Source organism: Collinsella sp. AF28-5AC, assembly GCF_003457875.1.
Taxonomy (GTDB): Bacteria; Actinomycetota; Coriobacteriia; order Coriobacteriales; family Coriobacteriaceae; genus Collinsella.
Map to the genome: position 1 here is coordinate 156,469 of NZ_QRTA01000002.1, position 19,082 is coordinate 175,550.

15 protein-coding genes are annotated in these 19,082 nt (G+C 58.6%); 13 read left to right on the forward strand and 2 right to left on the reverse strand.

Features of this window, described 5'->3' with window-relative positions; all coding sequences use genetic code 11:
• Positions 1-60: 60 nt before the first annotated feature.
• The 11 genes from DWZ01_RS02645 to yihA all read left to right on the forward strand — a co-directional run bounded on the left by DWZ01_RS02645 (position 61) and on the right by yihA (position 13,478).
• Positions 61-1,077, forward strand: a complete 1,017-nt coding sequence (locus DWZ01_RS02645) for a 2-keto-3-deoxygluconate permease (RefSeq protein WP_117770077.1) — start codon at positions 61-63, stop codon at positions 1,075-1,077.
• A gap of 469 nt (positions 1,078-1,546) precedes the next feature.
• Positions 1,547-3,598 (forward strand): formate C-acetyltransferase, encoded by a 2,052-nt coding sequence (pflB, locus tag DWZ01_RS02650; RefSeq protein WP_022093918.1) that lies wholly within the window; start codon positions 1,547-1,549, stop codon positions 3,596-3,598.
• A gap of 85 nt (positions 3,599-3,683) precedes the next feature.
• On the forward strand, positions 3,684-3,935 hold the full coding sequence (gene grcA3 / locus DWZ01_RS02655) for an autonomous glycyl radical cofactor GrcA3 (protein WP_006234861.1): 252 nt from the start codon (positions 3,684-3,686) through the stop codon (positions 3,933-3,935).
• Between the two features lie 303 nt (positions 3,936-4,238).
• The gene (locus tag DWZ01_RS02660; RefSeq protein WP_233506160.1) at positions 4,239-5,249 is read left to right on the forward strand and encodes a LacI family DNA-binding transcriptional regulator; all 1,011 of its coding nucleotides are present in this window, start codon (positions 4,239-4,241) and stop codon (positions 5,247-5,249) included.
• 184 nt (positions 5,250-5,433) lie between these two features.
• Positions 5,434-6,816, forward strand: a complete 1,383-nt coding sequence (locus DWZ01_RS02665) for a family 43 glycosylhydrolase (protein WP_117743236.1) — start codon at positions 5,434-5,436, stop codon at positions 6,814-6,816.
• A 45-nt stretch (positions 6,817-6,861) separates the two neighbouring features.
• The gene (locus tag DWZ01_RS02670) at positions 6,862-8,313 is read left to right on the forward strand and encodes a PTS transporter subunit EIIC (protein WP_040358954.1); all 1,452 of its coding nucleotides are present in this window, start codon (positions 6,862-6,864) and stop codon (positions 8,311-8,313) included.
• Between the two features lie 101 nt (positions 8,314-8,414).
• Positions 8,415-9,857, forward strand: coding sequence for a glycoside hydrolase family 32 protein (locus DWZ01_RS02675; RefSeq protein WP_117766532.1), 1,443 nt, complete (start codon positions 8,415-8,417; stop codon positions 9,855-9,857).
• Between the two features lie 276 nt (positions 9,858-10,133).
• The gene (locus tag DWZ01_RS02680) at positions 10,134-10,988 is read left to right on the forward strand and encodes a DegV family protein (protein ID WP_233504627.1); all 855 of its coding nucleotides are present in this window, start codon (positions 10,134-10,136) and stop codon (positions 10,986-10,988) included.
• Between the two features lie 174 nt (positions 10,989-11,162).
• A complete protein-coding gene (pflA, locus tag DWZ01_RS02685; protein ID WP_117766536.1) occupies positions 11,163-11,981 on the forward strand; it encodes a pyruvate formate-lyase-activating protein in 819 nt (272 codons plus the stop codon).
• Positions 11,982-12,107: 126 nt separating this feature from the next.
• A complete protein-coding gene (mtnN, locus tag DWZ01_RS02690) occupies positions 12,108-12,848 on the forward strand; it encodes a 5'-methylthioadenosine/S-adenosylhomocysteine nucleosidase (protein WP_117766538.1) in 741 nt (246 codons plus the stop codon).
• 39 nt (positions 12,849-12,887) lie between these two features.
• Complete coding sequence (yihA, locus tag DWZ01_RS02695; RefSeq protein WP_055252447.1) at positions 12,888-13,478, forward strand: ribosome biogenesis GTP-binding protein YihA/YsxC; 591 nt, start codon at positions 12,888-12,890, stop codon at positions 13,476-13,478.
• Between the two features lie 256 nt (positions 13,479-13,734).
• Here yihA and thrB read toward each other — a convergent pair whose 3' ends face one another.
• Both thrB and thrC read right to left on the reverse strand, forming a co-directional pair.
• On the reverse strand, positions 13,735-14,616 hold the full coding sequence (thrB, locus tag DWZ01_RS02700; RefSeq protein WP_055285404.1) for a homoserine kinase: 882 nt from the start codon (positions 14,614-14,616) through the stop codon (positions 13,735-13,737).
• Between the two features lie 203 nt (positions 14,617-14,819).
• A complete protein-coding gene (gene thrC / locus DWZ01_RS02705) occupies positions 14,820-16,337 on the reverse strand; it encodes a threonine synthase (protein ID WP_117766540.1) in 1,518 nt (505 codons plus the stop codon).
• A 104-nt stretch (positions 16,338-16,441) separates the two neighbouring features.
• Between thrC and DWZ01_RS02710 the strand changes: the two genes are divergently transcribed.
• Together DWZ01_RS02710 and DWZ01_RS02715 are read left to right on the forward strand one after the other, a co-directional pair.
• Positions 16,442-17,830 (forward strand): aspartate kinase, encoded by a 1,389-nt coding sequence (locus DWZ01_RS02710; protein ID WP_117766542.1) that lies wholly within the window; start codon positions 16,442-16,444, stop codon positions 17,828-17,830.
• A 174-nt stretch (positions 17,831-18,004) separates the two neighbouring features.
• On the forward strand, positions 18,005-19,030 hold the full coding sequence (locus DWZ01_RS02715) for an aspartate-semialdehyde dehydrogenase (RefSeq protein ID WP_117766544.1): 1,026 nt from the start codon (positions 18,005-18,007) through the stop codon (positions 19,028-19,030).
• Positions 19,031-19,082 lie beyond the last annotated feature (52 nt).

Here is a 19,082-nt window from a genome sequence, read left to right on the forward strand (position 1 = left end):
GCCTTCTTTCTGGCACAGGAGCGTGCGACCGCGTGCCACACGCATCAAAAGGAGATATAAATGAGTGAATCGACTGTGGTGGAGGCGCCGGCGGCAAAGGAGCCGTTCTTTAAGATGTCCTCCATCCCGGGTGCCAATATTTTGGTGCCGCTTCTGCTGGGCTGCCTGCTCAACACGCTATTCCCCGATCTGTTCAAAACGCTCGGCAGCTTTACGCTTGGCATGACCCAGCAGGGTGCAGGCCCGCTCGTGGGCGCTTTTTTGCTTATCGTCGGTACGACGATTTCGTTTAAGAGTGCTCCTGCCGCCGCTGCCCGCGGTGCCATCATCATCGCCGTCAAGCAAATCGTGGTCGTTGCCGTGTCGCTGCTCATCCTTTATGTGTTCAACGACAACCTGTTTGGCATCTCTGCCATGGTGATGCTGGCGGCTTGCACCGGCGCCAACAACGCTATGTACGCTGGTCTGATGGGCACCATGGGCAATGAGGCCGAGCGTGGCGCTGTCGCAATCACCACGCTCGTTGTCGGCCCTCCGGTCACGATGATCGTGCTCGGCGCTGCCGGCCAGGCTCCGATCGGCTGGTCGCTCGTGGGTGCCATCCTGCCGATCGTCGTCGGCATTATTCTGGGCAACGTCTTCCCCAGCTTTAAGAAGATGATGGCACCGGCACTTTCCGCCGTCATCGTGCTCGTCTTCTTTGCCATGGGCTCGACCATGACCTTTGGCCAGCTCATTAATGGCGGTCTTCCCGGTATTCTGCTCGGCGTGATCTGCTCGGTGATCTTTGCAATTCCCGTCATCGCGGTCGACAAGCTCACGGGCGGCACGGGTGTCGCAGGTGCGGCCATTTCGAGCTGCGCCGGAGCCAATGTGGCTACGCCTGCTGCCATGGCAAGCGTCAACGGGGCCACGTACGGTGGCGCCGTGCTCGCGACGGCTACGGCACAGGTTGCTGCCTGCGCAATCGTGACGGCTATATTGACCCCGCTGGTCACCAGCTGGTGCTACAAGCATTTTGAGGGCCAGCAGAGCAACAGCAAGGCAACGACCGACAAGGCTTCCGCAGCCGCCTAATGCCAAACGGCAATCAAAGCTAAATAACTAGCCACGCCATAGGGCGGCCCTGGGGGAAATCCCGTGGCCGCCCTTCAGTTTCTGAAGGGTCTCTGGGGTACTTTACCCTGATAAAGCTGACATAACAGCTAGAGTGAACGTCGTACAAAGGCAAGGAAAAATACCAAAGAAATCGGTGAACGGTAGTTGTTCGCGCTCGCATTTCCTGCGGGTTTGTAAAAAACGCCATTATGATATAAAAAAAGAAACATATAACAGCCCAGATGGAGAGGGTCGCTATGTTATCCTTCTCAAACGGGTGAAATCTTGGGTTTTGGGTTGTAGTTCCAAGGTGGATAAACGTTTTCCCTACACCAACGTGTGGTGAAGAACGGAAGAAGCCGGTAGTGCAAGCCGAACATTCAAGAATTCAATAAGCAGCGGTGTGAGAGAGCGCCGCATTACACGTAACTAGGAGCGTGGTTACACAATGCAGGAGGCATGGGAAGGCTTCAAGGAAGGCATCTGGACGGGAGAGGTTGACGTCCGAGACTTCATCCAGAAGAACTACACCCCCTACGAGGGCGACGAGTCGTTCCTCGCCGGCCCGACCGAGCGTACCAAGGAGCTGTGGGGCGAGGTTCTCGACCTGCTGCTTAAGGAGCGCGAGCAGGGCGGTGTCCTCGATATGGACACCAAGACCGTCACGGGTATCGTGAGCCACCCCGCTGGCTACATCGATAACGCCCACCGCGAGAAGGAGACCATCGTCGGCCTCCAGACCGACAAGCCGCTCAAGCGCGCGCTGCACGTCAACGGCGGTATCCGCATCGCTTGCCAGGCTGCCAGCCAGCACGGCTATAAGGTCGACGAGAACGTTGTCGAGCGCTACACCTTCGAGCGCAAGACCCACAACGCCGGCGTCTTCGATGTCTACACCCCCGAGATGCGTGCTTGCCGCTCGGCTCACATCATCACCGGTCTGCCCGATGGCTATGGCCGCGGCCGCATCATCGGCGACTACCGTCGTGTTGCCCTGTACGGCGTCGACTACCTGATTAAGGACAAGGAGGCCCAGAAGGCTTCCACCCCGACGGTCATGACCGCCGACAACATCCGCGATCGCGAGGAGCTGCAGGAGCAGATCCGCGCCCTCGGCGAGCTCAAGATGATGGCCGAGACCTATGGTTTCGACATTTCCAACCCTGCTACCAACACGCAGGAGGCCATCCAGTGGATGTACTTCGCCTACCTCGCTGCCGTCAAGGAGCAGAACGGCGCCGCTATGTCCATCGGCCGTACCTCTACGTTCATCGACATCTACGCTGAGCGCGACCTTGCCAACGGTACCTTCACCGAGGAGCAGATCCAGGAGTTCGTGGATCACTTCATCATGAAGCTCCGCATGGTCAAGTTTGCCCGTACCCCCGAGTACCAGGCCCTGTTTACCGGCGATCCGCAGTGGGTCACCGAGTCCATCGGCGGCATGGGTGTTGACGGCCGTACGCTCGTTACCAAGATGAGCTACCGCTACCTGCACACGCTCGAGAACATGGGCACCAGCCCCGAGCCCAACATGACCGTTCTGTGGTCGACCCGTCTGCCCGAGAACTTCAAGAAGTTCTGCGCCAAGACTTCTGTCGCCAGCTCCTCGATCCAGTACGAGAACGACGACCTCATGCGCGTCTATCACGGCGACGACTACGGTATCGCCTGCTGCGTGTCCTCCATGCGCATTGGCAAGGAGATGCAGTTCTTCGGCGCTCGCGCCAACCTGGCTAAGTGCCTGCTGTATGCACTCAACGGCGGTGTTGACGAGGTCTCCAAGAAGCAGGTCGGCCCCAAGTACCGCGCCGTCGAGGGCGATACGCTCGATTACGACGACGTTGTGGCCAAGTACAACGACATGATGAAGTGGCTCGCTGGCGTGTACGTCAACTCGCTGAACATCATTCACTACATGCACGACAAGTATTGCTACGAGCGCATCCAGATGGCTCTGCACGACAAGCACGTGCACCGCTGGTTCGCTACGGGCATCGCTGGCCTTTCCGTCGTGGCTGACTCCCTGTCCGCCATCAAGTACGCCAAGGTCCACCCCGTCCGTGACGAGAACGGCATCATCGTCGACTTCGAGACCGAGGGCGATTTCCCCAAGTACGGTAACGACGACGACCGCGTCGACCAGATCGCTCACGACGTTGTGCACCAGTTCATGGAGTACATCCGCATGAACGACACCTATCGCAACTCCGTGCCCACGACCTCGGTTCTGACCATTACCTCCAACGTCGTGTACGGTAAGAAGACCGGCTCCACGCCCGACGGCCGCAAGGCTGGCCAGCCGTTCGCCCCGGGTGCTAACCCCATGCACAAGCGCGATAGCCACGGCGCCATCGCTTCGCTGTCTTCGGTTTCCAAGCTCCCGTTCCGCGATGCTCAGGACGGCATCTCCAACACCTTCTCCATCATCCCGAGTGCGCTCGGCAAGGAGGACCAGGTGTTCTTTGGCGATATCGACCTTGATCAGCTGGGCGAGTAACTATTGTTAGTGCTATACTAACAATAACGATTACTGATTAGCGCGCCGGTTTCGGCCGGCGCCTATTAATCGAAGGAGACACATTATGAAGGTTTCTGAAGTTTCCGAGACTCAGGCCGATAACCTGGTCCACATGCTCGACGCTTACGCTGAGAAGGGTGGCCACCACCTGAACATCAACGTCTTCAACCGTGAGACGCTGCTCGACGCTCAGGCTCACCCCGAGAAGTACCCGCAGCTGACCATCCGCGTTTCCGGCTATGCCGTGAACTTCCACACGCTCACCAAGGAGCAGCAGGACGAGGTCATTGCGCGTACCTTCCACGACAAGTTCTAAAGGGTTCAACTCCTGTAGGATTACTGGGGCCGGTTTTGGGTTATTTCCCAAAACGTCCTCGGACATGCAAAGAGGCTCCGCTGCGCGCGTTGCGCGGCGGAGCCTCTTTGCGTCCTGCGGGATGTTTTGGAAAATAACCCAAAACCGGCCATGTGGGGTCCTTTGGAGTCACCCTTTAGGCGGAACTCTCCTAATTATTTGGATGAGTCGTTTACTTACTTGTGCTGTTACCGTCTTCCCGCTGTTGTTGGGGTATGCTTTGTTCGTATGTAAACGTATGACATGTTGATGGGGGAGGTTGCTATGGCTCGCGAGGGCGCTCGTTCTAAGGATTCAGCTAAGCCTGGCATCAAGGAAGTTGCAGCGGTGGCGGGGGTTTCGCCTACTACGGTATCTCGCGTGCTTAATAATCGCGGCTATATTAGCCAAGAGACCCGCGATAAGGTCCATGCCGCGATGAAGCGCATCAACTATACGCCCAACGATATCGCCCGTGCCATGCTCAACGGTCGCCTGAATCTAATAGGTATGATCGTCCCCTATGTCAGCAGCCCGTTTCATGCACAAGCGGTTCAAGCCGTTGAGCGTACCCTGGCCGAAAACGGTTTTAAGATGCTGCTGTGCAATAGTGCCAATCGACCTGATCTTGAGCGTTCTTATATCGATATGCTTCGGCGCAATATGGTTGATGGCGTCATTGTCAACTCGCTTAATATCGGTGCCGAGGCGTATGCCGAGATGGGTTTGAGTCTGGTTGGTATCGACTGCGACCTTGGCGAGGCCTCTGTTCAGATTGCGAGCGACAGCTATAGTATCGGCGAACTTGCCACGCGTCGCCTGATCGATGACGGGTGTTCGCGCATCCTGTGCCTGCGCAGCAATAGCCGCATGCGCATGCCTGCCAATAAGCGTACCGATGCCTACCTCGATGTTGTTGAGCAGGCCGGTTTGCCCGCGCTTGTCCGTGAGGTCGAGTTCGTTAAGCCCGACGACGAAAAGAGCGCGGTCGTTGCGAAGATCCTCGATGAGAACCCCGATATTGACGGCATCTTTGCGGGAGACGACACGATGGCGGCTATCTGTCTTAACGTGATGAAGCAGCTCGGCTTGAGCGCTCCGGGCGATATTAAGGTCGTGGGCGCGGATGGTGCCCGCCGCACTATGACGTTTATGCCTGACTTAACAACCGTACGCCAAGATATCGATCGCATCGGAGAGCTCGCGGCGCAATCCATCATTGCTCTTATTAACGGCGAAAAGCCCGAATCGAATATCAAGCTCCCCGTTGAACTCATTGAGGGTAAAACCGCGTAGTTCATCCCGTGCCAAAAGAATTCCTCAAACACCTCTGATGACCGTTCGCCGGCATATGTCAACCGTTTGCCGACGACTGGAACTGCGAAAAGACGTATTGGTGTGAAAACGTTTGACATATGAAAACGATTGACATATCTTGCAGTTGTACCGAGTTAGTATCTCGTGAGAAAGGAAGTCTCGGATGCACAAGGTGTATTACCAGCCTGAGGGAATTTGGGTAGGCGACATCATGCCGTACGGCGAGGACGGCACGTTCTATCTCTATCATCAGCGTGACACGCGAAACCCCGGACCTTTCGGAGAGCCGTTTGGCTGGGCACTCGCGACAACCAAGGACTTCGTCAATTACAAAGACTTTGGCGAGAGCCTTGAGCGTGGCGGCGACGAGGAAGTCGACCAGTATGTTTATGCCGGCACGGTGTTTAAGGTGGGCGACAAGTACCATGCGCTCTACACTGGTTGCAATCGCGATAAGGTCAAGGCACGCTTGATGAAGCAGGTTCTTCTTCACGCAACGAGTGACGACGCCGTCAAGTGGGAGAAGAACATCGCCGAGACGCTGCTTCCGCCCCAGGAGGGTTACGATGACCGCAACTGGCGCGATCCCTTTGTGCTTTGGGATGAGGAGAACGAAGAGTACATGCTCATCCTCGGCACGCGTGTGGGCGAGGACAAGCGTCTGATGACCGGTCGTCTGGTCAAGTTCACCTCCAAGGACCTGGATACCTGGGAGTTCCAGGGCGACTGGTGGAATCCGGGCCTGTACACCATGTTCGAGATGCCTGATCTCTTTAAGATGGGCGACTGGTGGTATCTGGTGTTCTCCGAGTACAGTGATGGCAACAAGACCCGTTACCGCATGTCTCGCTCTATCAACGGTCCTTGGATCACTCCTGCGGACGATTCCTTCGATGGCCGCGCGTACTATGCCGCGCGTACCGCATTTGACGGCGAGCGCCGCGTTCTCTTTGGTTGGGTTCCTACGCGTGACGAGGGCGGCGACCCCAGCTCTTACCTGTGGGGTGGCACCTTTATGCCCCTCGAGATCGTTCAGCGTGCCGACGGAACGCTCGGCACCAAGCTTCCTGATAGCATGCTTGGCGCCTTTGGCGAGGCTAAGGCAGTCGAGGCCTTTGAGCTCTCCTGCGAGTCGGGCAAGGTCGAGCAGGTGCTCGCCGCGGATGCCGGTTCCACCTATATGCTCGATGCCGACATCGAGCTCGCCGGTGACGCTGCCGGCTTCTCGGTGAAGCTTGCCGAGGACGCCGAGTCCGGTCTTGCCTATGAGTTCCGCGCCAACCTGCGTGAGGGCAAGCTCGAGTTTACGGCGGCCCCCCAGTATCCGTGGTTCCAGGTCAACAACATGGGCCTCGAGCGTCCGTTGTTCTTTAAGGGCGAGGGCACTCATCATGTGCGCCTGGTCGTCGACGACGACATCGCGACCATCTTTGTCGATGATGTTGCGCTTAACGCTCGATTCTGCAATAAGCAGGGCCAGGGTGTGGCGCTGACGGTCACCGACGGTACGCTTAAGTGCGCAAATGCAACGATCGCGTCTCTGTAATGGCATCAAAACGTCTTATGCTTTCGTAAAGGAATGGAGAGGAACATGGACTACAAAGTAGTGTCTCAGCAAGTCGTCGATAACGTCGGCGGTCTGGAGAACATCGAGGGCGCCACGCATTGCGTTACGCGTCTGCGTCTGGTGCTCAAGGATACGAGCAAGTACAACAAGGCCGAGCTCGAGAACATCGATGGCGTCAAGGGCGTGCTGTACAACAGCGGCCAGCTCATGATCATCTTCGGTACCGGTACCGTCAACAAGGTTTACGATGAGTTTATGGCTCTGACGGGCGTTAAGGAGATCAGCGCTTCCGAGGTCAAGGGCGCCGAGGCGGACAAGAAGGGCAAGTTCTTCTCGGTCCTCAAGGTATTCTCGGACATCTTTATCCCCATCATTCCCGCTTTCGTCGGCGCTGCTATCATCATCGGCCTTAAGTCGCTGATCGTTGCCAACGGCCTCTTTGGCATGGAGGGCAGCCTCGCCGATCACAGCGAGTTCCTCAAGAACCTCGCAAGCTTCTTTGCCATTATCGCCACCACCTTCGACTACCTACCTGTCCTGGTTATGTACAGCGCGGTCAAGCGTTTTGGCGGTAACCCGATCCTGGGCATCCTCGTCGGTATCGTCATGGTTCACCCGAGCCTTATGAACCGTAACACGTTCGTTATGGACCCGACGGGTGCTGAGTACTGGAACTTCGGTCCGCTCTCCATTCCCATGGTTGCTTTCCAGGGCGGCGTGTTCCCTGCAATCCTGACTGCCTGGTTTATGGCCAAGGTCGAGAAGATTGCCCAGAAGTACATCCCCGAGGTCGTTTCGTTCGTCTTTGTCCCGACCGTTACCCTGATTCTTGCTAACGTCGCCCTGTTCACCGTGTTCGGCCCGCTCGGCAACCTGATCGGCGACGTCCTCGCCGGCGTAATCGATATCCTGTACAACAGGATGGGCGTCTTCGGTGCCTTTGTCTTTGCCGCATTCCTGCAGCCGCTCGTCGTTACCGGTACGCATCAGTTCATCCAGGGTATCGAGGCAAACCTCGTTGCCACGACTGGCTTCAACTACATCCAGGCCATCTGGTCGGTTTCCATCATCGCCCAGGGCGGCGGCGCCATCGGCATGTACCTCATTCACAAGAAGCATTCCAAAGAGCGCAACATCTGCATGTCGTCCTTTATCCCGACGCTGGTCGGTATCTCCGAGCCCGCAATCTTTGCTGCAAACATGCGCTACTCGATCATCCCGTTCATCTGCGCTTGCATCGGTGCAGGCTGCGGCGGTGCCTTCGTGAAGCTCTTTGAGGTGCGCGCCATCGGTCAGGGTCTGACCGGCGTGCTTGGCCTGCTCATCGTCACGCCCGAGACGCTCGTGTGGTATGTGGCTGGCAATCTCATCGCCTTTATCGTGCCGATCGTCTTGATCTTTGCCTACAACAAGGCAAAGGGCGTGCCGACCACTGATGAAGAGGGCGCTGGTGCTGGCTTTGATGTCAGCTTCTAGTTGAGCCGTTCAGCGTAATCTGAGGATAAGTCCATTTGGGGAAGGGCGTTCGACTCGTGTGAGTCGAGCGTCCTTCCCCATAGACGAGAAAGTCAACGGCGATGTTTAATCAAAAAAATAAGGTGACACGCGCGGACTATGAGCAGTGGCGTGCCGGACAGGATGAGACGGCGGGTCGCATCGCGTCCGACCCCGATAGGCTCCTGTTCCATGTGGAGCCTGAGCTTGGCTGGCTCAACGACCCCAACGGTTTGGTGCAGATCGGTGATACGTATCACATCTATCACCAATACGATCCATTCGATGCTGCGCATGGCGGTCCAGTGCTTTGGAATCATCTGACAACAAAGGATTTTGTGACGTACGAGAATCGCGGCCCTGTGCTGTTCCCCGATTCCGATTTGGATTCGAGCGGAGCGTATTCTGGTTCTGCCTTTGTACACGACGGCAAGATTCACTACTTCTATACCGGCAACGTCAAGCATTTTGACCGCGATGATTACGACTACGTGTTGACGGGCCGTGAGCAAAACCAGATTCATGTGGTTGCCGAGAACCCCGACGAATTGGGCGAGAAGCGCATAGCTGTTGGGCCGGTCGATTACCCCGACGATATCGGTACGCACGTGCGTGATCCCAAAATCCTTGAACACGATGGTATCTACTACATGGTTCTGGGCGCTCGTACGAAAGACGACCGCGGCTGCGTGCTTGTCTATACCTCGAGCAATCTAGAGGACTGGAGCTATGCGACGCGCATTGAGTTGGGCGAGAAGTTTGGCTTTATGTGGGAGTGCCCCGATCTGTTTGAGCTCGATGGTGAGCTTATTCTCGTTTGCTGTCCGCAGGGTGTGTCCGCCGATGGATGGCGTTACCGCAATCCGCACCAGTGCGTGTGGTTTCCCATCGAGGCCGATTGGGAGGCGCCGAGTTTTAAGATCGCCGGGCAGGGCATGCCCCCGATGGTCGATGCCGGCTTTGATTTCTACGCACCGCAGTCTTTTGAGGATGCTGCGGGTCGGCGTTTGATGATCGGGTGGTCGGGTTGCCCCGATGCGACGGCAAAAAGCCCGACGGTGGCACGCGGGTGGCAGTGCGCGTTGACGGTGCCGAGAAAACTGAGCATGCGCGATGGTAAGCTCTGTCAGCAGCCGGTGCACGAGATTGAGAGGATGCGCGGCGACTGCGTTTGCGCGACAGGCGGTGAAACCGTTGAGGAGCCGGGCCGCCTGTTTGATCTTGTGGTTTCCTGTGAGGGCGCCCAGGTGATCGAGCTCGAAATCCGCAAGGGTGTCTTTGTGCGCTATGCAGACGGGATGCTTACCCTCGACATGGGTGACGAAGGCTATGGGCGCGACCAGAGGTTGATCGAGCTCAGCGAGCTTCGCGACCTGCGCGTGCTTTCGGACACTACGATGGTCGAGATTTTTGCAAATGGCGGCGAGGCGGCACTTACGAGCCGTACCTATTCGCCGGCGGTTCCGGCGATGGAGCTGCACGCCGAGGGTGCGGCATCGATGAATTTCTACCGCCTCGTGCATTAACCGTGCGTGGAGCACGATTGGATTTGCTGGACGGAATGTGTCGCAGTTGTCGCGGCCAACTACCGCTTACCGCATATAGCGACCGTTTGTGGAATAAGTAACCCTCCTTAATAAACCGTGTGGAATCCTAGATAAGCACGGAGTTTTCCAGGGAGACGCTGTCCTTTGTTGTGTGCAAGGGGCGGCGTCTCTTTGGCGCTTGGACGCCGTTGTGCAACAGTGCGGCGGCGCGTGCCATGTATTGAAAAGCCAATGTCGAGATGGGTCGTGATAATAATGGGCAAGTACGTAATCGTGGTTGAGTCTGGGTCGGATGTGACGCCGGAGCTCTGCGAGCGCTACGGCATCGTGCGCGTGCCCATGCATGTCACGATTGGTGACGAGACCGTCGAGGACGGCTCGATCGATCCGCTCGAGATTTATTCGCGCTGCAACGAGTTTGGCGTGATGCCCAAGACCAGCGGCTGCGCGCCTGCGGATTTTGCTCACGTGTACGACCGCATTCACGCTGAGCAGCCCGATGCGACTATTCTGCATCTCGCGTATTCCGAGGCCACGACCTGCTCGCATCAATCATCGAAGATCGCCGCCAAGGGTCGCGACTACGTGTTCTCTATGGACACGCGCTTTGTCTCGGTAGGCCAGTCGCTCGTTGTCGTCGAGACCGCCAAATACATCGAGGCTCACCCCGATGCCACCGTCGACGAGATCTTTGCATTTACGAATTCCGTCATGGACCGCGTGCTGCTGGGCTTTGTTCCTACCGATCTTGCCTTTCTTAAGGCGGGCGGTCGCTTGTCCAACGTCGCATTCCTTGGCGCCCATCTGCTCAAGATTAAGCCCTGCATTGAGGTGACGGGCGGCAAGTTCGTGGCGACCAAGAAGTTCCGCGGCTCTATGCTCAAGTGCGCCCGCGCCTTTATTGACCACATGGTTGCGAAGGGCGAGATTGACTACTCGCACATTGGCCTGGCGTATTCGGTGGGCCTTTCCCAGGAGCTGCGCGATGACATGGAGGTCTATGCGCATGATCTGGGCTTTAAGGACGTTACCTGGACTCAGGTCGGCGGCGTCATCTCGAGCCATTGCGGCCCGACCGCCTTCGGTGCGGTGCTCACGCTTAAGGCGTAAAGGCCGCAGGCGAGCGTTCTTCAGCCTGACATCTCGACGTAGCCCCCAGCCATGGTGATGGGGGATAGATTAAAACGTGCCGTTCTAGTCCGAGACGTTTAAACGCAAACGCATGGGCTAGAATGACTCTGGCATTTTAATTGGTTGCATCCAAGGAGAGGCAAGGTAGCGCGAATGGCAGAAATGACGCTTGAGGGTGTGGACGCTCGTCCCGAGGACTCTGCGTTTGCCCTTGGCCGCGTGCATTCGATCGAGACGATGGGAACGGTCGACGGACCCGGCATCCGCTTTGTGGTGTTTGTTCAGGGCTGTCCCATGCGCTGCGCGTATTGCCACAATCCCGATACCTGGTCGGTCAACGGCGGCACCATGGTGACCGTCGAACACCTGATGGATGAGTTCCAGAGTAACCACGAGTTCTATCGCAGCGGTGGCATTACGGTGTCCGGCGGCGAGCCGCTCCTGCAGCCCGAGTTTTTGGCCGATCTGTTTCGTGCTATGCATAACAACCCCGATGGCCGTGTACATACCTGCCTAGATAGCTGTGGCTATGCATTTGACCCCAACCACCCCGAGAAGTTCGATGCCGTGCTCAACGAGACCGACATGGTACTGCTCGATATTAAGCATGCCGACCCGGTCGAGCATAAAAAGCTGACCGGTTGCGATCCCGCACGCATCTTGGCGTTCGGCGATGAACTTGCACGTCGCAAGATCAAGGTCGTTATCCGCCACGTGGTGGTGCCGGGCATTACCGACACGGTGGAGGAGTGCGAGAAGCTCGGTCGCCTCATCGCTCCATGGCACAACGTGGTGGGCCTGGAAATGCTGCCGTATCACACGATGGGTGTCGTCAAGTACGAGCAACTGGGCATTCCCTATAAGCTTGAGGGCGTACCTCAGATGGATACCGCGCGCATGCCCGAGCTGCGCAATGCCGTTATGGCCGGTATGAAAAAGCGCCGTGCGGAGCTCAGGTCGGCCATCGGCTAACAAGCCATTTTTGCCCCTTTATGATACCCGAGCTGTACTGGCCTAACGGCTTGGTGCTGACACGGTTGAGCCAAAATGCTGGTACCATACCGTGGATAAGCAATTTGCACGGATTTGGGGGATGGCATGGCAACCATCGCGATCATAGGCGCACTCGAAAAAGAGGTTGCGCAGATTAAGGAAGAGCTGAGTGGCACGCATGAGTCGCAGGAGGCGGGCTTGACCGTTGTGAACGGTGGGCTTTCGGGTCTGACAGTAGTCGCCACGACGGCAGGCATGGGGACCGTGAACGCCGCTGCCGCAACGCAGCATCTCATCAGCAAATACGCCCCGCAGGCCGTTGTGTTTTCGGGCATTGCGGGCGGCCTAAACCCTAAACTCCATATTAACGACGTGGTTATAGGCAAGTGCCTGCGCTATCTGGATACCGATACGGCACTCATCGCCGAGTCGGCGCCGGGGCTCGAGGAGTTTGTCTCGACACCGGCGTTGGCTGATGTTGCCGCCGCCGTGCTTGCCGAGCATGGATTTGTGGATGCCTCGGCGGATGAGACTTCTGCGGAGAAGGACCCCAAGCAGTTCCTGTGTGGCACTATCGCCACGGGTGATCGCTTTGTTACGGGTGACGCCATGCGTAACGCTGCGATTGAGGCCACGCATGCCGATTGCGTCGAGATGGAGGGCGCGGCAATTGCGCACATCGCGGCCAAGAATGGTGTCGATTGCCTGGTACTGCGCGCTATCAGCGATAATTGTGACGAGGCATATGACGCGTTTTGCGAGCGCGAGTTCGATCTGGACGAGTACGCTCGCACCGCGAGCGGCATCACGCTTGACATCGTTCGTCGTATCGCCGCCGCGCAATAGCACGCCCGTTTTGTAAGAACCTACGACCAAGGAGTGTCCATGGCCGATTCCATTAACTATCAGCTTGCCAAGTTTGTTGCCAGCTACGGCAAGGTTTCGCAGATCCCCGAGTCCACCTGTCCCGAGGTGAGCTTTGTGGGCCGCTCCAATGTGGGCAAGTCGTCTATCATGAACAAACTCTTTGGCCGCAAGAACCTGGTCAAGGTTTCGAGTACGCCGGGCAAGACGAGCAACATCAATTTCTTCGAGGCCGACGACGTGCACTTTGTGGACCTGCCGGGCTACGGTTTCGCCCGTCGTTCCAAGGCCGAGCGCGACCGCTGGGCTGAGCTTATCGGCGACTTCTTCGACTCCGAGCGCAGCTTTAACCTGGTCGTATCGCTGGTGGATATTCGTCACGACCCCAGTAAGCTCGACCATGACATGATCGATTACCTGCAGGGCAACGAGTTCAACTTTATCGTCTGCCTCACCAAGGCCGACAAACTCAGCCGTACCCAGCAGGCCCGCCAAGCAGCAGCCATCAAAAAGCAGCTCAACGTCCCTGCCGAGAACGTGATCATCACAAGCTCCCAAACCGGTACCGGCATCGACGAACTCAAGCGCCGCATCGCCGAGGCCTGCCTCTAGTGAGTGCCCCTTACCAGCAAGAGCCCCTGCCAATAAAAATCAACTATCAGCCTGGCGCCCCTTCAAAGCGTGGGTCCCTGTAGACATCCTCAGCAAGGTAGGCGCAGGGACGGTCGGGATATTCCCTCAAAATCATTCCGCAGCGCGAAGGCCCCTTGTCCGTCGCTCCGTAGGAGCAGGACAAGGGGCCTTCATGCGCGAGGACGATTTTGAGGGAATATCCCGACCGTCCCGGACAGGTATATGAGGAGGATGTCTACAGGTACTCGATTTGAGCGCCTTCCGTGTCGCACGTGAGAATATGCGTATCACACTTGGGGAACTGCTCACGCAGCTTGACCTGCAGAAACTTTGCCACGATGGTGTCGTCGGTCACAGCCATGAGGGTCGAGCCTGAGCCGCTAATCCAGATGGTCTTAGCGCCGCCGTTAAGGCAGGTGTCGCGCACGGCGTTGTAGTCGGGAATCAGGCGGCGACGATAAGGCTCCTGAATGCGGTCGTCATTGGCAGCGGCAATCAGGTCCAGGTCACCAGTCTCCAGGCCGCGCGTCATGCCGGCGATGCGGCCCATTTGCCATACGGCGGTGGAGAGTGGAATCTCCTGCGGCACGACCTTGCGCGCCTCGCTCGTATGTACCTCGTAGGGCGGAATCACGGTAATAAAACGCAAGCGATCGCTCACCTCGTAGCGCAGACATTGGGGGAGCGAATCGGTCGGCGTAAAGGAGCAGACGGCGCCGCCAAGGATGGCGGGGGCGACGTTATCGGGATGGCCCTCGACCTCGGTGGCGATGCGGACGAGTTCGGCGCGGTCGACGGTGTGGCCTGTCAGCGCGGCGGCAGCCATGATGCCGGCGACGACGCAGGTGGAGCTGGAACCCAGGCCGCGGGCGACGGGGACGTCGGTCTGAATGTCGATAGCGACGGGGAAGGCCGGCTCGCCCCATGCGGCCAGCGCATCGACAAAGCTCACATAGACCAGGTTATTCTCGTTTTGGAACTCCTTGGGGCAGCCCGTGATGGTGAGCTTGTCGGCGCGCTCGAAGGTGAAGTGCGAGTAGAGGCCGACGGCCATGCCGAGGGTGTCGTAGCCGATGCCTAGGTTGGCGCTTGTTGCTGGGACGGTGATTTTGATCATGTGGGTCCTCCTGGCGTGCCTGGCTGTTTAGTTCGCTGCTCGGACAGTCCTGCGCAAGACGGAAAGCACATTAAGTGCTTTCCTTTGCGTGCGGAACTCACGACGAACTAAACAGCCAGGCACGCTGCGCGCGTTCGTCATCATCCCGAGGGTTATCTGATGAAAGAAGGTGCGCCGGCTTTCGCCGGCGCTTAATAAGGGATCTAGTTGGTGCTCATTCGTTTTGCTGCGGACTCGACGTAGCTGGCCATTTCGTCGACGTCACAGACGTCTTCGAAGCGGACAGGTTTGGACTCGAGCTCGGCGAGCTGGGTCGGGGCGACCGTGTTGGTGGCCTGCTCGAGCACGCGCATAGCCTCAAAATCGTCCTCGGGAACGTTGAGGCCCAGGGCATCGCAGCAGGCGCGCGGGAACTTGTAGGGGCTGGCGGTCGAAAGCAGCACGCGGGCCTTGGCGCCCTCGGCGGGAGCGACCTTTTCAAAGACGTGATAGCCGCAAGCGGTGTGCGGGTCGATCACGTAGCCGTTGGCGTCCCAGCAACTCTTGATGGCAGCGCGGACCTCGTCCTCGCTGGCCCAGCCGCAGCCAAAGACGCTCTGAATCTTGGCCAGCAGCTCGGCGGGCACCTCGTAGCGACCAGTCTGTGCCAGCTGCTCCATAAGGCCGGCAACGAGCTCGCAGTCGCCGTCGGACAGGAAGTAGAGCATGCGCTCGAGGTTGGAGCTGATGAGGATGTCCATCGACGGCGAAATGGTCGTGAAGAACGGGCGGTTGCGGTCGTAGACGCCGGTGGTCAGGAAGTCGGCAAGCACGTTGTTCTTGTCGCTCGCGACGATGAGCTTGGCGACGGGCAGGCCCATGCGCTTGGCGTAGTAGCCGGCCAAGATATCGCCAAAGTTGCCGGTGGGCACACAGAACTCTACGGCGTCGCCAGCCTCGATAGCGCCGGCGCGCAGCAGCTGCGCATAGGCGGCAAAGTAGTAGACAACCTGCGGTACCAGACGGCCGACATTGATAGAGTTGGCGCTCGAAAGCACCGTGCCGGCGGCTTCCAGACGCTCGGCAAGCTCCTTATCGGCAAAGATGCGCTTGACGGCGCTCTGGGCGTCGTCAAAGTTGCCGCGGATGCCGCAGACGGCGACGTTGTCGCCCTCCTGCGTGGACATCTGCAGGTTCTGGACGTGGCTGACCTTGCCCTCGGGATAAAAGACGGTGATGCCCGTGCCCGGAGCGTCGGCAAAACCGGCGAGTGCGGCCTTGCCCGTGTCGCCCGACGTGGCGGTGACGATCATGATGCGCTCAGCGCCGCCGTCCTTGGCGGAAGTGCGGGCCATGAGGCGGGGGAGCATCTGTAGGGCGACGTCCTTGAAGGCGCTTGTGGGGCCGCCAAAGAGCTCCATCACATAGGTCTGAGGGGCGTCAGCACCCGGCGCTGCGTCGAGTTTGACGAGCGGCGTAACCTCTTCACTCGCGAACGTGCCGCGGTATGCCTCGTCGACACACGCCGAAATTTCTTCGGCCGTGTAATCATTCAGTAACATTCCCAACACATCTTGAGCGATTTCAAAGTACGATTTATCTGCAAGCGAGCTGATATCGACCTGCTGGGTGCCAAGCTCGTCCGAGACAAACAAACCCCCGTCGGGAGCGATGCCGGTGCGGATTGCCACCTTACTTGAGCACGATAAAGTGCGTCCTCGTGTACTATGATAAGTTCCCATATAACACTGCTCCTCGGATGCCTTGGTCCCAATCGGTGAAACCATGGTATCAGAGCGCGCAAAATAGGTTCGCAGAGGCTTTTTAGAAAGGTAACCTCCAGCCCATGATTAAGATTGCCAAGTTTGGCGGCTCGTCGGTCGCCGACGCCGAACACTTTAAGAAGATCAAGGCCATCGTCGATGCCGACCCGGCTCGCCGTTTTGTGGTGGTTTCCGCCTGTGGTCGCCGCTTTAAGGGCGACACCAAGGTGACCGACCTGCTCTACCTGGTTAACGCGCACGTTAAGTACCACGTGTCGTGCGAGGAGCTGCTCGAGGACATCGGCCAGCGCTATTTTGATATCGCTGACGAGCTGGAGCTCACCTATCCCATCCGTGAGGAGTTCGCGGCTTTTGCCGAGCGCGCCCGCTCGGGCGGTTACTCCACCGAGGAGCTCGTGAGCCGCGGCGAGTACTTCACCGCTCGCCTGATGGCTGAGTACCTGGGCCTACCGTTCCTGGACGCCGCGACGGTTGTGGCGTTCCATCACGACGGTACGCTCAGCATGAACCGCACCTCCGAGCTGGTGCAAGAGTACGGTCAGCAGGGCGGCTTCGTTATGCCTGGCTTCTACGGCGCGACGCGCGAGGGCCAGATCAAGCTGCTCGACCGTGGCGGCGGCGACATTTCCGGCTCGATCCTGGCCAAGTGCCTAGGCGCCGACCTGTACGAGAACTGGACCGACGTTTCGGGCTTCTATTCTGCCGATCCTCGCATTGTGCCCGAGGCTCAGCCCATTGCGCGCGTTACCTACGAGGAGCTGCGCGAGCTTTCGTACATGGGCGCAAGCGTCCTGCACGAGGAGGCCGTGTTCCCTGTGCGTGAGGCGGGAATTCCGCTGGTCATCAAGAACACCAATGCGCCGCAGGACCCCGGCACCATCATTAGCGAGACGGCTGATGAGGGCGAGGCGGAGCCCATCATTACCGGCGTGACCGGCAAGCGCGGCTTTGTCGCCATCAACGTCGCCCGCGACCGCACCAAGCCCCGTGTTGGCTTTATGCGCCGTGCGCTTTCGGTGTTCGAACGCTATGACGTCTCCGTCGAGCACATGCCCACCGGTGTCGACCGCTTTGGCGCCGTGGTGCAGGAGCAGGATGTGCACGACTCGCTGTACTCGCTCGTGGGCGACATTCAGCAGGAGGTCGAGCCGCTCGAGATCGAGGTCGTCGAGGGCCTGGCGCTTATCGCGACCGTCGGCCGTAACCTGCGCGGGCGCGCAGGTATTTCGGGTCACCTGTTTGGCATGCTTGGCCAGGCCGGCGTGAGCGTGCGTATGATTTCGCAGAGCTGTGACGAGATCAACATCATTATCGGTGTCGAGGAGAAGGACTTCGACCTAGCGATTCAGACCATTTACCGTGCCTTCTCCGACGAAAACGGCATTGTGAAGGTCTCCGACCTGGAGGCTCCCGCGCCGGTCGATCCCGCCCTGGTCGCGCTCCACAAGTAGCTGCCATCCCGTTGATTTTTTGGGACATGTCTCAAAAATCTACGGCGGGGCGTTTCGTTTCGGTTTCGTTTCGACGGGGCGGGTTTCGTGCCCGCCCCGTTCTTGTATACACTGGCAACAATAATCGGCCTGCTCGGCGTGCGGGCAAAAGCCACAACCTTTAAAGGGGGAAGCATGAAACAGTACACGGTTGCTATTTTGGGCGCGACGGGAGCTGTAGGCACCCAGATGCTCGAGTGCCTCAACGAGCAGGAGTTTCCGGTCGGTAAGCTCAAGCTGCTGGCGAGCGCGCGCTCTGCGGGCAAGACCGTTGAGTTCCGCGGCGAGCAAATCGTGATCGAAGAGGCTTGCCCCGAGGCCTTTGAGGGCTGCGATATTGTGCTCGGAGCCGCCGGCGACGATATCGCGAAGGAGCTGCTGCCCGAGGCCGTCAAGCGCGGCGCTGTCGTGGTCGACAACAGCCATGCCTTCCGCATGGATCCCGAGGTGCCGCTGGTCGTACCCGAGATCAATGCCGACGATATCAAGTGGCATCACGGCCTTATCGCCAACCCCAACTGCGCGACCATTATCGGCCTGGTTCCCACCTGGCCGCTGCATCAGCTCGCCGGCGTGAAGCGCATGATCGTCTCGACGTACCAGGCGGCTTCGGGCGCTGGCGCTCCCGGTATGGCCGAGCTCGAGGCCCAGCTGGCCGCCCTGGGCCGTGGCGAGGAGATTCCCGAGCCGCGCGCTTTTGCCGCCCAGCTGGCGAGCAACCTGATTCCGCAGATTGGCGGCGTCAAGGAGGAGGGCTTTACCTCCGAGGAGATGAAGCTGCAAAACGAGGGCCGCAAGATTATGCACCTGCCCGAGCTGCGCGTGAACTGCACCTGCGTGCGCGTTCCTGTGCTGCGTTCGCACTCCGAGAGCATTACGCTCGAGTTTGAGCGCGATATAACGGTTGAGGAGGCCCGTGCTGCGCTGGCTGCCGCTCCCGGCGTCAAGCTGGTTGACGATATGGCTGCCGAGGATGCGCACGATCGCTTCCCCATGCCGATGGACACCTCCGACCAGGACCTGATTTGGGTCGGCCGCGTGCGTCGCGACATCTCGAACCCCGAGGCTGCGCGTGGCATCACCTTCTGGTGCTGCGGCGACCAAATCCGTAAGGGCGCGGCAACCAACGCCGTCCAGATCGCTAAGCTGCTCTGCGAGTAGTGTGACCTGTCCGGCGGGGGCCGGGCTTAGTTTTCAGAACGTCCTCGACCAT

Excerpts from the sequence above, each read along its gene's own strand:
- DWZ01_RS02645 (WP_117770077.1), top strand. The coding sequence starts at position 61 with ATGAGTGAATCGACTGTGGTGGAGGCGCCGGCGGCAAAGGAGCCGTTC.
- pflB (WP_022093918.1), top strand. The coding sequence starts at position 1,547 with ATGCAGGAGGCATGGGAAGGCTTCAAGGAAGGCATCTGGACGGGAGAG.
- grcA3 (WP_006234861.1), top strand. The coding sequence starts at position 3,684 with ATGAAGGTTTCTGAAGTTTCCGAGACTCAGGCCGATAACCTGGTCCAC.
- DWZ01_RS02660 (WP_233506160.1), top strand. The coding sequence starts at position 4,239 with ATGGCTCGCGAGGGCGCTCGTTCTAAGGATTCAGCTAAGCCTGGCATC.
- DWZ01_RS02665 (WP_117743236.1), top strand. The coding sequence starts at position 5,434 with ATGCACAAGGTGTATTACCAGCCTGAGGGAATTTGGGTAGGCGACATC.
- DWZ01_RS02670 (WP_040358954.1), top strand. The coding sequence starts at position 6,862 with ATGGACTACAAAGTAGTGTCTCAGCAAGTCGTCGATAACGTCGGCGGT.
- DWZ01_RS02675 (WP_117766532.1), top strand. The coding sequence starts at position 8,415 with ATGTTTAATCAAAAAAATAAGGTGACACGCGCGGACTATGAGCAGTGG.
- DWZ01_RS02680 (WP_233504627.1), top strand. The coding sequence starts at position 10,134 with ATGGGCAAGTACGTAATCGTGGTTGAGTCTGGGTCGGATGTGACGCCG.
- pflA (WP_117766536.1), top strand. The coding sequence starts at position 11,163 with ATGGCAGAAATGACGCTTGAGGGTGTGGACGCTCGTCCCGAGGACTCT.
- mtnN (WP_117766538.1), top strand. The coding sequence starts at position 12,108 with ATGGCAACCATCGCGATCATAGGCGCACTCGAAAAAGAGGTTGCGCAG.
- yihA (WP_055252447.1), top strand. The coding sequence starts at position 12,888 with ATGGCCGATTCCATTAACTATCAGCTTGCCAAGTTTGTTGCCAGCTAC.
- thrB (WP_055285404.1), bottom strand. The coding sequence starts at position 14,616 with ATGATCAAAATCACCGTCCCAGCAACAAGCGCCAACCTAGGCATCGGC.
- thrC (WP_117766540.1), bottom strand. The coding sequence starts at position 16,337 with ATGGGAACTTATCATAGTACACGAGGACGCACTTTATCGTGCTCAAGT.
- DWZ01_RS02710 (WP_117766542.1), top strand. The coding sequence starts at position 16,442 with ATGATTAAGATTGCCAAGTTTGGCGGCTCGTCGGTCGCCGACGCCGAA.
- DWZ01_RS02715 (WP_117766544.1), top strand. The coding sequence starts at position 18,005 with ATGAAACAGTACACGGTTGCTATTTTGGGCGCGACGGGAGCTGTAGGC.